The sequence below is a fragment of the Pseudomonas sp. GL-RE-26 genome, assembly GCF_019956275.1.
Lineage (GTDB): Bacteria > Pseudomonadota > Gammaproteobacteria > Pseudomonadales > Pseudomonadaceae > Aquipseudomonas > Aquipseudomonas grandcourensis.
This window is the reverse complement of record NZ_JAHBDI010000022.1, coordinates 263,242-276,101: the sequence shown is the minus strand read 5'-3', so window position 1 is coordinate 276,101 and position 12,860 is coordinate 263,242. Positions and strand designations below refer to the sequence as shown.

General features: G+C 60.3%; 15 protein-coding genes. 5 read left to right on the top strand and 10 right to left on the bottom strand.

Translation table 11 applies throughout. From position 1 onward, the window contains the following. The first annotated feature begins 181 nt into the window (after positions 1-181). Positions 182-1,036, top strand: coding sequence for a bifunctional methylenetetrahydrofolate dehydrogenase/methenyltetrahydrofolate cyclohydrolase FolD (gene folD, locus KGB07_RS16185; protein WP_046043051.1), 855 nt, complete (start codon positions 182-184; stop codon positions 1,034-1,036). Positions 1,037-1,274: 238 nt separating this feature from the next. Continuing rightward, positions 1,275-2,213 carry a D-alanyl-D-alanine endopeptidase gene (gene pbpG / locus KGB07_RS16180; RefSeq protein WP_046043053.1) on the top strand — a complete coding sequence of 313 codons (939 nt, stop codon included), beginning with the start codon at positions 1,275-1,277 and terminating at the stop codon, positions 2,211-2,213. Positions 2,214-2,269: 56 nt separating this feature from the next. Here pbpG and KGB07_RS16175 read toward each other — a convergent pair whose 3' ends face one another. From KGB07_RS16175 to KGB07_RS16165, 3 genes are all read right to left on the bottom strand, one after another. Then, on the bottom strand, positions 2,270-2,485 hold the full coding sequence (locus tag KGB07_RS16175) for a hypothetical protein (RefSeq protein WP_007977127.1): 216 nt from the start codon (positions 2,483-2,485) through the stop codon (positions 2,270-2,272). A gap of 17 nt (positions 2,486-2,502) precedes the next feature. Continuing rightward, positions 2,503-2,709 carry a DUF6021 family protein gene (locus tag KGB07_RS16170; RefSeq protein ID WP_223465936.1) on the bottom strand — a complete coding sequence of 69 codons (207 nt, stop codon included), beginning with the start codon at positions 2,707-2,709 and terminating at the stop codon, positions 2,503-2,505. A 94-nt stretch (positions 2,710-2,803) separates the two neighbouring features. Further along, positions 2,804-3,538: a peptidase C39 family protein gene (locus KGB07_RS16165; RefSeq protein WP_223465935.1), complete on the bottom strand. Its 735-nt coding sequence runs from the start codon at positions 3,536-3,538 to the stop codon at positions 2,804-2,806. A 179-nt stretch (positions 3,539-3,717) separates the two neighbouring features. On the opposite strand from KGB07_RS16165, the gene KGB07_RS16160 reads away from it, so the two are divergent. Beyond that, positions 3,718-3,885 carry a hypothetical protein gene (locus tag KGB07_RS16160; RefSeq protein WP_185754846.1) on the top strand — a complete coding sequence of 56 codons (168 nt, stop codon included), beginning with the start codon at positions 3,718-3,720 and terminating at the stop codon, positions 3,883-3,885. 78 nt (positions 3,886-3,963) lie between these two features. Here the strand turns inward: KGB07_RS16160 and KGB07_RS16155 are convergent, their stop codons facing one another. Together KGB07_RS16155 and KGB07_RS16150 are read right to left on the bottom strand one after the other, a co-directional pair. After that, positions 3,964-4,713 (bottom strand): TerC family protein, encoded by a 750-nt coding sequence (locus KGB07_RS16155; protein WP_223465930.1) that lies wholly within the window; start codon positions 4,711-4,713, stop codon positions 3,964-3,966. A 29-nt stretch (positions 4,714-4,742) separates the two neighbouring features. Then, positions 4,743-4,985, bottom strand: a complete 243-nt coding sequence (locus KGB07_RS16150) for a hypothetical protein (protein WP_008048837.1) — start codon at positions 4,983-4,985, stop codon at positions 4,743-4,745. Between the two features lie 135 nt (positions 4,986-5,120). Here KGB07_RS16150 and nhaR point away from each other — a divergent pair, with 135 nt between their 5' ends. Beyond that, the gene (gene nhaR / locus KGB07_RS16145) at positions 5,121-6,020 is read left to right on the top strand and encodes a transcriptional activator NhaR (RefSeq protein ID WP_046043060.1); all 900 of its coding nucleotides are present in this window, start codon (positions 5,121-5,123) and stop codon (positions 6,018-6,020) included. Here the strand turns inward: nhaR and KGB07_RS16140 are convergent. Next, on the bottom strand, positions 6,007-7,167 hold the full coding sequence (locus tag KGB07_RS16140) for an MFS transporter (RefSeq protein ID WP_223465928.1): 1,161 nt from the start codon (positions 7,165-7,167) through the stop codon (positions 6,007-6,009). The two genes, nhaR and KGB07_RS16140, sit on opposite strands and share 14 nt — an antisense overlap. 345 nt (positions 7,168-7,512) lie before the next feature. Here KGB07_RS16140 and sstT point away from each other — a divergent pair, with 345 nt between their 5' ends. Then, a complete protein-coding gene (gene sstT / locus KGB07_RS16135) occupies positions 7,513-8,745 on the top strand; it encodes a serine/threonine transporter SstT (protein ID WP_223465926.1) in 1,233 nt (410 codons plus the stop codon). Positions 8,746-8,931: 186 nt separating this feature from the next. On the opposite strand, the gene KGB07_RS16130 is transcribed toward sstT, so the two are convergent. The 4 genes from KGB07_RS16130 to KGB07_RS16115 form a co-directional block, all read right to left on the bottom strand. Next, the gene (locus tag KGB07_RS16130) at positions 8,932-9,441 is read right to left on the bottom strand and encodes a DUF1993 family protein (protein WP_046043063.1); all 510 of its coding nucleotides are present in this window, start codon (positions 9,439-9,441) and stop codon (positions 8,932-8,934) included. Positions 9,442-9,517: 76 nt separating this feature from the next. Next, on the bottom strand, positions 9,518-10,393 hold the full coding sequence (locus KGB07_RS16125) for an SDR family oxidoreductase (protein WP_223465925.1): 876 nt from the start codon (positions 10,391-10,393) through the stop codon (positions 9,518-9,520). A 150-nt stretch (positions 10,394-10,543) separates the two neighbouring features. Continuing rightward, positions 10,544-11,692, bottom strand: coding sequence for an acetyl-CoA C-acetyltransferase (locus KGB07_RS16120; protein ID WP_223465923.1), 1,149 nt, complete (start codon positions 11,690-11,692; stop codon positions 10,544-10,546). Positions 11,693-11,798: 106 nt separating this feature from the next. Further along, positions 11,799-12,854 (bottom strand): acyl-CoA dehydrogenase family protein, encoded by a 1,056-nt coding sequence (locus KGB07_RS16115; RefSeq protein ID WP_223465916.1) that lies wholly within the window; start codon positions 12,852-12,854, stop codon positions 11,799-11,801. Positions 12,855-12,860 lie beyond the last annotated feature (6 nt).

Below are 12,860 nucleotides of genomic sequence, written 5' to 3'. Positions count from 1 at the left end.
TGTGCCCGACAAGTGCGACGAATAGTATAGAGCCACCCGAAGGTCGTCAAATCCTTTTTAAAAAAAATTCATTTAATTAAAGGAGTTAGGGGAATTTGCAGACCAAGCGCCTTTGCCCTCACCGCACGACATGCGAGAATGCGTTCTCTTTTTTTCCCCTCTCGATGGTTAATCACGCGCAATGACTGCACAACTTATCGACGGCAAATCGATCGCCGCCAGCCTGCGCCAGCAGATCGCCCAACGTGTCACCGAGCGTCGCCAGCAAGGCCTGCGCACGCCCGGCCTTGCGGTGATCCTGGTCGGCAGCGATCCTGCCTCTCAGGTTTATGTCTCGCACAAGCGTAAAGACTGTGAAGAGGTCGGCTTTCTATCCCAAGCCTATGACCTGCCTTCCGAAACCACTCAAGAAGCGCTGACCGAGCTGATCGATCGCCTGAACGACGATCCTGCAATCGACGGCGTTCTGCTTCAGCTTCCGCTTCCCGAACACCTTGACGCCTCCAGGCTGCTGGAACGCATTCGTCCGGATAAAGACGTCGACGGTTTCCATCCTTATAACGTCGGTCGCCTGGCCCAGCGTATCCCGCTGCTGCGCCCCTGCACCCCCAAAGGCATCATGACCCTGCTGGAAAGCACCGGTGTCGACCTTTACGGGATGGATGCCGTGGTTGTCGGCGCGTCCAATATCGTTGGCCGCCCGATGGCCATGGAATTGCTGCTGGCCGGTTGCACCGTGACCGTCACCCACCGCTTTACCAAGGACCTGGCCGGTCATGTCGGCCGTGCGGACCTGGTTGTTGTCGCCGCTGGCAAGCCGGGCCTGGTCAAGGGCGAATGGATAAAGGAAGGCGCAATCGTGATCGATGTCGGCATCAACCGTCAGGACGACGGCAAGCTGGTCGGTGACGTGATCTACGAAACCGCCCTGCCCCGCGCCGGCTGGATCACTCCGGTACCGGGCGGCGTAGGCCCGATGACCCGTGCCTGCCTGCTGGAAAACACCCTTTACGCCGCTGAAACCCTGCACAGCTGAGTTTCAACGCGGACACTGACAGCGTGACGATGAACCCCGCCCCCTGGCGGGGTTTTTTTTGCCTGCAAAACGACCTCGACCACCCGACGGAAAATGACTTTTTTTTCATGTTTCTCAGGACTTTCACCTGTTACTTGATCAACCATCGACAGTTATTCAGCCATACTCCAGAATGTCGCGCTTTTTACGAAATAGCCCGTTACAAAACGGCTTATCAACACCTTATGAGTCTGCCAGCGTGAAAATCCGTCTTTCCATCCTGAGCCTATTTTTTGCAGTTACAGGGACTTTCATCACGCCAATCGCCAACGCTGGCGAAACCACCGCAGCCCCGCGAGATACTTCACATCTCAAGATCGCTTCCGGCAGCGCCCTGCTCGTGGATATGCAGACCAATAAAGTCATCTACGCCAGCAATCCTGACGTGGTCGTCCCCATCGCTTCAGTCAGCAAGCTGATGACGGGCCTGGTGGTGGTTGAAGCCCGCCAGAACATGGACGAATACATCAATATCAACATCAGCGACACGCCGGAAATGAAAGGTGTGTACTCGCGGGTCAAGCTCAACAGCGAAATGCCGCGCCGGGAAATGCTGCTGATCGCCTTGATGTCATCGGAAAACCGCGCCGCCGCGAGCCTGGCGCACCACTATCCAGGTGGCTACGCCGCGTTTATCGCCGCGATGAACGCCAAGGCCAAGGCGCTGGGCATGACCAACACCCACTTCGTCGAGCCCACCGGCCTGTCGCCGCGCAACGTATCCACCGCCCGCGACCTGAGCAAACTGCTGGTCGCTGCACACAGGTACCCATTGTTGACCGAGCTGAGTACCACCAAGGAAAAAACCGTGTCGTTCCGCAAGCCCAACTACAGCCTGGGTTTCCGCAACACCGACCATCTGGTCAACAAAGCGAACTGGAACATCGAGCTGACCAAGACCGGTTTCACCAACGAGGCTGGTCACTGCCTGGTGCTGGTGACACATATGGCGAATCGCCCGGTTACGCTGGTGATCCTCGACGCCTACGGCAAGTACACCCACTTTGCCGATGCCACGCGAATTCGCAACTGGGTCGAAACCGGGCACAGTGCTGACGTGCCCTCTGTGGCCCTGCAGTACAAATCGGACAAGAACCTCAAGCAACGCCAAAGCGGCGTGGTTGAAGCCTCGAAGTAACAAATCGGCAACGCACGAAAAGCCCCGATCATTCGGGGCTTTTTTTCGCCCGACATTCAGTCGTTGGGCAACGGCATCTGGTCGTCATCCGGGATACCGTCGCCGGTGCTTGGATCTCTCCAACCCTTCGGCTTTTCAGTGGGCACCACCGTTGGCCGCGCCAGAGGGTCCCTCAACGGGCTGTCGGGATCCATCACTGGATCGGTGCTTTGCTCGGGGGTTGTGGGGACAGTTTCCGGACGTTTGTCGTCGAAACTGGAATCGGTAGACATACGCACCTCCATTGGACCTAAGGCTTCAGATTACCCAGTGGATCATAGGGCTTGGCCGGAGCCTTGGGGTTGTCACCCGGTTTCACGTCCCTCGGTGCCTTGGCGGGCCCGATCGGGTCGACCTGAGGATCGGCAAGGTCCGGGGAATCGGGATCGAAACCCAGCTCATTGCCAGACGAGTGTTCAGCCAAGTGCGGACCGACGGGCGCTTTGGAATGAGCCATGGGTGCCTCCTGATCTCGGCCCGAAGTAATGTTTCGGGCCCTTAAGATCAGAGGCTGGCGATGGGCGATGGTGCCCGGCGGGTGACCAACGGACTTACTGGCTGGCCAGGGCTTTTTTCGCCCTGGCGGCGGCCTGCTCCTGACCGGCCTGGGCCAGATCGTTGGCGGCCTTGAGCCAACGCTGCTGATCGACCTGGGCCGGGATTTGCGTCGGATTCTGGATCAGCACGGCCCACCCTCCGGCGTCCTTGAACGCCGACTCGAAGGAGCTGAAGCTCATCAGCTCGCGGTGATTCATCCCGGCCCGCAACAGGACCGTCTGCTTCTGGCGGTTGTAGCCGGCCAGAATGGCGTAACGCGGTTCGGCCCACATGGCCGAGCCTTCGGTAAAGCGCACCATCACCGGATAACCGGCGGCGACTTGGGTCAACAAGGCCGCAAGGTTGCTGTCCAGGGGATAAACGACCATCCCGTACTCGCGGGCCAGGTTCTGCATGTTCTGTTGTAACTGGGCTTCGCCCCCCGGCAAATGCAAGGGTTTGTCGAGCAGCCCCGGGGTAATCACGATGCCCTGCTGGGACAGCATGCTGGCCAGCACTTGCGGCCCGCTTTGGTATGCATCGCCCCGGTAGAACCGGCCGCTGAGTTCGACTCGCTCCGGCAAGCGCTTGATCTCGGGCGCAACGCTCCCGGCACAGCCCGCCAGGCTTGCCACGCAACCGGCGATCAGCATGGCCGACAAAATTCGAGAAAATACCCGCACCATCATCTCTCTCTTGTTCAGGTTCAGACGCCAGGCAATCCCATTCCCGGCTTGGTCGTCGATCATAGGTCGCCGCGCCGCTACGGTATAGCTCTAAACGGTAGTGGAGTGAATTCGATAGAGCGAACTGGTTGGTGACAGACGACTTTCGGTCAATAGCCTGAAATGCAGCAACGGCTAGACTGTTCCCTGAAGAGATGACAGCGAAGCGTGAGTGCCCAAAGAAGGGCAAAGAGGAGGCACAGATGAGCCTGACCATGATCATAGTAATGTTGGTTTGCGGCTGGCTGGCGGTAGCCGCCGCCATGCTGTGGGGCGTGCTGCGCATTACTCGCCGCCACCATCACCCTGTCCAGCCAGCCCCTGCGCCAGAAGCGGACGAGACGTCGAACCAACACGCCAACGCTCACTGACACCACCTTTATCCGATACCAACAAAAACGGCCGCCTGCACTCCTTGGAGTCCAGGCGGCCGTTTCTATTAGCGTGGGTTAAGCCTCAGTGGCCACCTGCTTCTGCCTGGCCCGGCGGGACATCATGTTCAACACCTCGATCGAAGCCGAGAATGCCATGGCCGCATAGACGTAGCCTTTCGGTACATGGGCGCCGAAGCCTTCGGCGATCAGCGTCATGCCGATCATGATCAGGAAGCCCAGGGCCAGCATCACCACCGTCGGATTGTCGTTGATGAACTTGGCCAGCGGATCAGCCGCCAGCAACATCACCAGTACCGACACCACCACCGCGATGACCATGATAGGCAAATGCTCGGTCATGCCGACAGCGGTAATGATGCTGTCGATGGAGAACACCATGTCCAGCATCAGGATCTGACCGATCGCGGCAGCGAAGCCCAGGGTCACGGTCGAGGTCGCCGACTTCGGATCTTCCGGTGCCGGGTCCATGCTGTGATGGATCTCGGTGGTTGCCTTCCACAACAGGAACAGGCCACCGGCAATCAGGATCATGTCTTTCCAGGAGAGCGCGTGGCCGAGAATCTCGATCACCGGTGCGGTCAACTGGACGATGAACGCGATGGTGCTCAGCAAGCCCAGACGCAGGATCAACGCCATGCCGATACCAATGCGCCGAGCCCGCTGTCGATTGTGCAAGGGCAGCTTGTTGGTCAGGATCGAGATGAAGATCAGGTTATCGATGCCGAGCACGATCTCCATCACAATCAGGGTGGCAAGGGCGACCCAGGCGGTGGGGCTGGCGGCAAGTTGTAAAAGGTAGTCCATGGGTCAGTCCTGACTCGTTGTAATACGGTTTAGATTTCCTGGGAGGAAGATTCGGTTTTTTCCGATTCTTTTTCCGATGATTCTTTTTTGCTGATCAACCCGCTGGTGGCGTCACTGAGTGCTTGCTCGGCGGCCTTGTGGGTATCGTCAATCGCCTGTTTGGCGCTTTCGGCAGCCTTGCCCATCAATTGTTGCGCGCTTTTCTCGGCCTGGTCGCAACCGGCCAGTACCAGTAAAGACGTGATCAACAGTGCCGTGGCTTTAAGCTTCATGATGCTTTCCTCGATAGAACGAACGGGACCTAAACGATGGCCCGTTGATAGCGATGCATTCTAGGGAAATGAATACTTCAGGAAAATTCGTATTTTCAGCGGTTATACTTCGATTTTTACGAAGTGTTAGACACCATGCTCAACTATCGGCAATTGCATTACTTCTGGGTGGTGGCCAAGACCGGCAGCATCGTGCGTGCCTGCGAGCAGCTCAATCTCACGCCACAAACCATCAGCGGGCAGATTTCATTACTGGAACAGACCTTTGGCATTGAATTGTTCCGGCGCGTCGGACGGCAACTCGAACTGACCGAGGCCGGCCGCCAGGCCCTGCCCTACGCTGAACAAATGTTCCAGCTCGGTGGCGAACTGGAACTGATGCTGCGGGCACAACCCAATGAACAGCAGATCCTGTTTCGCGTCGGCGTGGCCGACGTGGTGCCCAAGTCCATCGTCTATCGCCTGATTGCACCGACCATGGAACTGAGCGAACCGCTACGCATCACGTGCCGCGAAGACAAGCTTGAACGTTTGTTGGCCGACCTGGCGATCCAGCGCCTGGACCTGGTGATCTCCGACAGCCCGATGCCGTCGCACCTGGACATCAAGGGCTACAGCCAGAAACTTGGTGAGTGCGGGATCAGCTTCTTCGCCACCCCGGAACTGGCGGCACGTTATGGACACGACTTTCCGCGCAATCTGCACGGTGCGCCGCTGCTGATTCCCGGGCCGGAAACCGTGGTGCGCAGCCGCTTGCAACGCTGGTTCGCCGAGCAGCAGATCCAGCCAAAAATTGTCGGTGAGTTCGACGACAGCGCCCTGATGCAGGCCTTCGGCCAATCCGGCAGCGGAATCTTCATTGGCCCGAGCGTGATTGCCGATGAAGTGCAACGCCAGTATGGCGTGGAGGTGATTGGCCAGACCGACGCGGTGAGCGAGTCGTTCTATGCCATCTCAGTGGAACGCAAGGTCAAGCACCCCGGCATTGTCGCCATTACCGAAGGTGCCCGACGCGAGCTGTTTACAGCGCTGTAACCTCTTCGCGCGGCTTGAAGGTCATCAGGGCGATGGCCAGCAGTATCGAAGCCAGAATGAAAGCGGCGGCCGCAAAGCCAAGGCCTTGCAGGCCAACACTGTCGATCACCCGGCCACCGATCATCGCGCCCAGACCGATACCGAGGTTGCCCCCGGCGATGTTCAACGACGCGGCAAACGCCGGTGCTTCGGGCGCAGCTTTCATCAGGCGCACATGGCTGACCAGGAACAACGCCGCCTGGGTCACGCCCCAGATGCCCATCGCCGCCGCCAGACCGAGCGGCGAATGGATGTTCGGCACCAGCGCCACCAGGCCGGCAATCATGAATGCACAGAACATCATCGACGCCATCAGCGGATGACGATCCACCGCCCGGCCACCCAGGGAGTTACCGATCAGCCCGACCGCGCCGAAGCCCATCAGGCACCAGCCAACCACGGTGCCGTTGAACCCGGCCAGTCGTTCAAGGATGTCCGCCAGATAGGTGTACGCGGTGAACATGCCGCTGAACACAATCACTGACAGCAGCACGTGACCGAGCATCAGCGGGCTGCGCAGGATCTTGAACTGCGAGCGAAAGCTCACCTGATGCTGGTGCAGGTTGGTCTTGGGCAGATAGATAAACAGCAGCAACGCCTTGGCAAAGGCGATGACCGCCAGAATCGCGAAGGCACTGCGCCAGCCAAACGCATCGGAAATCAGCGTGCCCACGGGAATGCCGAATACCGTAGCGCAAACGATGCCGAAGCCGATCTTGGCGATGGCGCGACCGGCGTAATCCGGCCCGACGATGTCCACCGCCGTTTCGCTGGCCAAGGCCCAGAACACCGGCAGCCCCAGCGCCGGGATCAAGCGGGCAAACGCCATCACCCAGATATTCGGCGCCAGCGCCGCGAGCGTGTTGGCCAGGCCGAACATGATCAGCACCGAGATGAACAGCTTGCGGCGCTCGAAGCGAGCGAAATACGCCGTCAGGAACGGCCCGAACGCGGCCACGGTGAAAGCAAACAGGGTCACCAGCAAACCGGCCTGCGGGATGCTGACCTCCAGGTCCCGGGCGATAGCTGGCAACAGGCCAACGATGATGAATTCCGTGGTCAGCACCGTGAAGCCGGCGGCGGACAACAGAAGAATGGGCAACAGCATGCAAAACTCCAGAAAACGAAAACACCAGCGATAGCCCGAAGGCCCACTGGCAGACATGAAAATGAGGATGGCGAATCTTAACAGAGTGTTTTCGGATGCGGTTGCTCGAACCTGCCTATCTCGTTGAATGCCAGGGTGGCAGTTCGTCACAGGTCTGAAAGATAGCTCCTACGCTGTGATAAAGTCCGCGCCCTTTGTGGCGAGGGAGCTTGCTCCCTCGCCACAGGAATCAGCGCTGGCATTAGCCCCGTGTTCCCCTCTCGGTTTCCCGCCTGCGGCCTGCCCTGCTTGTTGCTGCAACTGCGGCGAAACCATGCACTTATAAAAAACCAGAGATGCCGTTTTATGACTGCTTCATCCCCTTCTCTATTGCAACGCCTTAAACGCTTGAGCCTGGTCACACAGATCGTGATTGGCCTGATCGCCGGTATTGCCCTGGCGCTGATTGCCCCCGACCTGGCGAAGTCCACGGCGTTCATCGGCAAAGTGTTTGTCTCGGCGCTGAAAGCCGTCGCGCCGATTCTGGTGTTCGTGCTGGTCATGGCGTCGATTGCCAACCACAAACACGGTCAGGAAACCCACATCCGGCCGATTCTGTTCTTGTATCTGCTGGGCACTTTCGCCGCGGCCGTGGTCGCGGTGGTTGCCAGCATGACGTTCCCGTCGAGCCTGGTGCTGTCGACCCAGGACGTCGCGGTGACTGCGCCAGGCGGGATTGGCGAAGTGTTGCAAAGCCTGTTGCTGAGCGTGGTCGATAATCCGGTCAGCGCCCTGATGAATGCCAATTTCATCGGCATCCTGGCGTGGGCCATCGGTATGGGCATTGCCATCCGCCACGCCGGCGACACCACCCGTGAAGTGCTGGGCGACCTGTCCAACGGCGTGACGGTGATCGTGCGTCTGGTGATCAGCTTCGCCCCGCTGGGCATCTTCGGCCTGGTGGCATCGACCCTGGCCACTTCCGGTTTCGGCGCCTTGATCGGCTATGCGCACCTGCTGGCTGTGCTGCTGGGCTGCATGCTGTTCGTGGCGCTGGTGATGAACCCGCTCATCGTGTTCTGGAAACTGCGTCGCAACCCGTACCCGCTGGTGCTGACCTGCCTGCGCGAAAGCGGCATCACGGCGTTCTTCACCCGTAGTTCGGCGGCGAACATTCCGGTCAACCTGGAGTTGAGCAAGCGACTGGGCCTGCACGAAGACACCTACTCGGTATCGATCCCGCTGGGCGCGACCATCAACATGGCCGGCGCGGCAATCACCATCACCGTGCTGACCCTGGCGGCCGTGCACACGCAGGGCATCGCCGTGGACATTCCCACCGCGATCCTGCTGAGCGTCGTCGCGGCAATCTGCGCCTGCGGTGCTTCGGGTGTGGCCGGTGGTTCGCTGTTGCTGATTCCACTGGCCTGCAGCCTGTTCGGCATCCCGAGCGAAATCGCCATGCAGGTGGTCGCGGTCGGCTTCATCATCGGCGTGTTGCAGGACTCGGCGGAGACTGCGCTGAACTCCTCCACCGATGTGTTGTTCACCGCCGCGGCTTGCCTGGGTGAAGAGGCAAAAGCAGAACGCCTGGCCTGACACAAATCCTTGTAGGAGTGAGCCTGCTCGCGATAGCGTTTAATCATTCAACATAGATGTCGCCTGATACTCCGCCATCGCGAGCAGGCTCACTCCTACAGGAACCGTGGTGTAGCTGATAAATGCGTACACATGAAAAAGCCCCCGCAACCTGAGGTTGCGGGGGCTTTTTTGTGCCTGGACGGTTTAGAACGCGCCCATGTAGTCGCGCTTGCCCACTTCCACGCCGTTGTGGCGCAGCAGTGCGTAAGTGGTGGTGACGTGGAAGAAGAACTGCGGCAGGCCGTAGGTCAGCAGGTAGGACTGGCCGCTGAAGCGCTTCTCTTTAGGCGTGCCCGGACGGGTGACGATCTCGATGCCTTCCTTGCCGTTGATCTGCGCAGGCGTAATGCTGCCGATGAAAGCCAGGGCCTTGGCGATCAGCGCTTGCAAATCCGCGAAGGTGGTTTCTGTGTCGTCGTACTTCGGCAATTCGACTTCGGCCAGGCGACCGGTAACGCCCTTGCTGAAATCAACGGCGATCTGCACCTGACGCACCAGCGGGAACATGTCCGGGAACAGGCGCGCTTGCAGGAAGGCGTTAGGGTCGATGTTTTTTTCGGTGGCGTGAGCTTCGGCTTTTTTCAGTACATCGCTCAGAGCGTTGAGCATTTGCTGGAAAACAGGCACGGAAGCGTCGTACAGGGAAATGGTCATGGCAGGTCTCGTGTGGTGACAGAGGGAAACGTCGGCCGATTATAGCCGCGCGCCGCCCTCCCGAGACCGGACTTTTTCAGCTGCCGTACACTTTGGCCGCCGGAACGGCCTGAGCCACCAACTGTGCAACGGCGTCGCCCATCTCGCCGACCGCCCAACGGCCCTGGCGATCCAGTTGCGGACCACGGCGCCAGCCGTCGGCGATGGACAACTTGCCGCCCTCGACCTCGAACATCTGCCCGGTCACCTCGGCGGAAGCCTCGGAGCCGAGCCACACCACCAACGGCGCGACGTTTTCCGGGGCGAAGTAATCGAAGCCTTCTTCCGGTTTTTTCATGGTGTCGGCGAACACTTGCTCGGTCATCCCGGTGCGAGCGGCCGGGGCCAAGGCGTTGGCGGTGATCCCGTAGCGGCGCAGTTCAGCCGCCTGCACCAGCGTCAGCGAGGCAATACCGCCCTTGGCCGCCGCGTAGTTGGACTGGCCAATGGAGCCCTGCAAACCGGCGCCGGAACTGGTGTTGATGATCCGCGCATCGACCTTGGCGCCACCCTTGGCCTGCTCGCGCCAGTACTTCACGGCGTGACTGGAAATGCAGAAGTGGCCTTTGAGGTGCACGGCCACCACGGCATCCCAGTCGGCTTCGCTGAGGCTGGCGAACATGCGGTCGCGGCAGATGCCGGCGTTGTTGACCACCACGTTCAGGTCGCCGAAGGTTTCGATGGCCTGGCGCACGATCAGCCCCGCCGAGTCATAGCGGGTGATGTCGTCGCTGTTGGCCACGGCGCTGCCACCCTGGCCGAGGATTTCGCCGACCACGGCCAGCGCCGCTTCGCGGTTGATGTCGTTGACCACCACTTTCGCGCCTTCGGCAGCGAAGGCCAGCGCGTAGGAGCGGCCCAGGCCACCGCCGGCACCGGTGATGATCACCACACGGTTTTCACAGATCTTCATGTTCTACATCCTTCAAATTCATCACGGGTCAACACAATCCCTGTAGGAGCGAACCTGCTCGCGATAGTGGTGGGTCAGCCAACATTGATGTAGCTGACACTACGTCTTCGCGAGCAGGCTCGCTCCTACAGGATCGGTGTGCATCCTGGTTTACAAGCGTTCGATGATCGTTACGTTGGCCTGGCCGCCGCCTTCGCACATGGTCTGCATGCCGAAGCGACCGCCGCTGCGTTCCAGTTCATGCAGCAAGGTGCACATCAAGCGGGTGCCGGTGGCGCCCAATGGATGACCGAGGGCAATCGCGCCGCCGTTGACGTTGGTCTGTTCATGGGGATAACCGGTCTCTTTCAACCAGGCCATGGCCACCGACGCGAAGGCTTCGTTGATCTCCACCCGGTCGATATCTTCCAGCTTCATCCCGGCACGCTTGAGTGCGTAGGCGGTGGCCGGGATCGGCGCAGTGAGCATCCAGATAGGGTCTTCGGCGCGCACGCTCAGGTGATGGATGCGTGCCCGTGGCGTCAGGCCGTAACGCTTGAGCGCCGCCTCCGAGACAATCAGCATCGCGCTGGCCGCGTCACAGGTCTGGCTCGACACCGCGGCGGTCACCCGGTCGCAGCCGAACAGGACTTCCAGCTCGGCCATTTTTTCCAGGCTGGTCTGGCGTGGCGTTTCGTCATGCAGCACGCCGGCCAGTGGCACGATTTCGCGATTGAAGCGGCCTTGCTCGATGGCCTGCAAGGCACGTCGATGGGACTCAAGCGAATAGGCTTCAAGCTGGGCCCGGGACAGGTCCCACTTTTCCGCGATCATCTGCGCCGAACGGAACTGCGTTGGCGGTTGCGCGCCATAGCGCCGCACCCAGCCTTCGGAACCGCTGAACGGATCGGTGAAGCCCAAGGGCTCGGCGGCGATCATCGCCGAGGAAATCGGGATCTGGGTCATGGTCTGCACGCCACCGGCGACGACCACGTCCTGAGTGCCGCTCATCACTGCTTGCGCCGCGAAGTGCACCGCTTGCTGAGACGAACCGCACTGGCGATCGATGGTGGTACCCGGCACCGATTGCGACAGGCCGGCCGCCAGCCAACTGGTGCGGGCGATGTCACCGGCCAGCGGGCCGATGGTGTCGACACAGCCGAAAATCACGTCGTCGTAATCCTCGTCGGGAATGGCGTTGCGCTCGACCAGCGCACGCAACACATGGGCGCCCAGGTCGGCGGCGTGGATCTGGCTCAGACCACCCTTGCGCCGCCCGGTAGGCGTACGCAGGGCGTCGACGATATAAGCTTCAGGCATGGTCTACCTCGGTGAAAAAATTGAAATCTGGTATTGAGAGCGCCGAAAAACCTGTGGGAGCGAGCTTGCTCGCTCCCACAAGGGGGGCGTCCCCCTTACTGACTGGTTAGAACGTATTGCCCGCACCCAGCTCTGGGTTACCGTCAAACAGGGCCGCGCGTATCCGCCCCTTGTGATGACCACGGTCGCCCCAGACCTTGTCCAGCGCCCAGGCGCGTTTCATGAACAGATGCAGGTCGACTTCCCAGGTGTAACCCATGGCGCCATGGGCCTGGATGGTGTTCTTCGCCGCAAGCATTGCCGCTTCCGCCGTTGCCAGCTTGGCGTGGGACACCAGCACGTCGTGCCCCGGCTGCTGCTCGGCCAGCGCATAAGCGGCACGGTAGAGCGGGCCTTTTGCGAACTCGATCTGCACCGCGACGTTGGCCATCAAGTGCTTGACCGCCTGGAACGAGCCCACCGGTTTACCGAACTGCTTGCGCTCGAAGGTGTAGTCCACTGCCAGGTCGACCATGCGCTTGGCCAGCCCCAGCAATTGCGCAGCACTGGCGAGGGCGCCACGGTTGAAGGTGGCCGCCCACAGTTGCCGTCCTTGTTCACCGCTGGCCACGCACGTGGCAGGTGTTGGCGTCCACTCGACCTGGAACAACTGCCGGCTCGGATCAACCGACTCGTTGCGGGTCAAGCGCACGGCATCACGCTCCAGGGCATGCACTTCGTCACCATTGGCCAGCAACAGTAGATCGGCAACGTGGGCATCGCTGACCAGCGGATTACCTGGCTCGGAAACCGCGAGACGCGCTCGGCCCTCGGCCACTCGCGACAACCATTTTTGTTTGAGTGGCGCTTGTTGCTCATCCAGTGCGGCGAGCAGCGGAACGCCGACCAGCATGGTGTCCACCAGCGGTTCGGGCAGCCCGGCGTAACCGCATTCCTGGGCAATCAGCACGAAGTCCAGCTCATTCATGCCCATGCCGTCCTGCGCCTCGGGCACGGTCAGGGCGGTCAGGCCCAGCTCCACCAGTTGTGCCCAGAGCTGATCACTGCGCCCGCTGTCGCTCTGCCACAGTTCGCGAATGCGTTCCGGAGTGACTTCGTTGATCAAGAAGCTGCGGACGTTGTCCTGAAACAGCAGTTGGTCGCGGCTGAAACTAAAGTCCATGGTCTA

What these genes read in the sequence shown, in the direction of transcription:
- folD (WP_046043051.1), top strand. Translation starts at nt 182, where the DNA reads ATGACTGCACAACTTATCGACGGCAAATCGATCGCCGCCAGCCTGCGC.
- KGB07_RS16175 (WP_007977127.1), bottom strand. Translation starts at nt 2,485, where the DNA reads ATGTCTACCGATTCCAGTTTCGACGACAAACGTCCGGAAACTGTCCCC.
- KGB07_RS16170 (WP_223465936.1), bottom strand. Translation starts at nt 2,709, where the DNA reads ATGGCTCATTCCAAAGCGCCCGTCGGTCCGCACTTGGCTGAACACTCG.
- KGB07_RS16165 (WP_223465935.1), bottom strand. Translation starts at nt 3,538, where the DNA reads ATGATCGACGACCAAGCCGGGAATGGGATTGCCTGGCGTCTGAACCTG.
- KGB07_RS16160 (WP_185754846.1), top strand. Translation starts at nt 3,718, where the DNA reads ATGAGCCTGACCATGATCATAGTAATGTTGGTTTGCGGCTGGCTGGCG.
- KGB07_RS16155 (WP_223465930.1), bottom strand. Translation starts at nt 4,713, where the DNA reads ATGGACTACCTTTTACAACTTGCCGCCAGCCCCACCGCCTGGGTCGCC.
- KGB07_RS16150 (WP_008048837.1), bottom strand. Translation starts at nt 4,985, where the DNA reads ATGAAGCTTAAAGCCACGGCACTGTTGATCACGTCTTTACTGGTACTG.
- nhaR (WP_046043060.1), top strand. Translation starts at nt 5,121, where the DNA reads ATGCTCAACTATCGGCAATTGCATTACTTCTGGGTGGTGGCCAAGACC.
- KGB07_RS16140 (WP_223465928.1), bottom strand. Translation starts at nt 7,167, where the DNA reads ATGCTGTTGCCCATTCTTCTGTTGTCCGCCGCCGGCTTCACGGTGCTG.
- sstT (WP_223465926.1), top strand. Translation starts at nt 7,513, where the DNA reads ATGACTGCTTCATCCCCTTCTCTATTGCAACGCCTTAAACGCTTGAGC.
- KGB07_RS16130 (WP_046043063.1), bottom strand. Translation starts at nt 9,441, where the DNA reads ATGACCATTTCCCTGTACGACGCTTCCGTGCCTGTTTTCCAGCAAATG.
- KGB07_RS16125 (WP_223465925.1), bottom strand. Translation starts at nt 10,393, where the DNA reads ATGAAGATCTGTGAAAACCGTGTGGTGATCATCACCGGTGCCGGCGGT.
- KGB07_RS16120 (WP_223465923.1), bottom strand. Translation starts at nt 11,692, where the DNA reads ATGCCTGAAGCTTATATCGTCGACGCCCTGCGTACGCCTACCGGGCGG.
- KGB07_RS16115 (WP_223465916.1), bottom strand. Translation starts at nt 12,854, where the DNA reads ATGGACTTTAGTTTCAGCCGCGACCAACTGCTGTTTCAGGACAACGTC.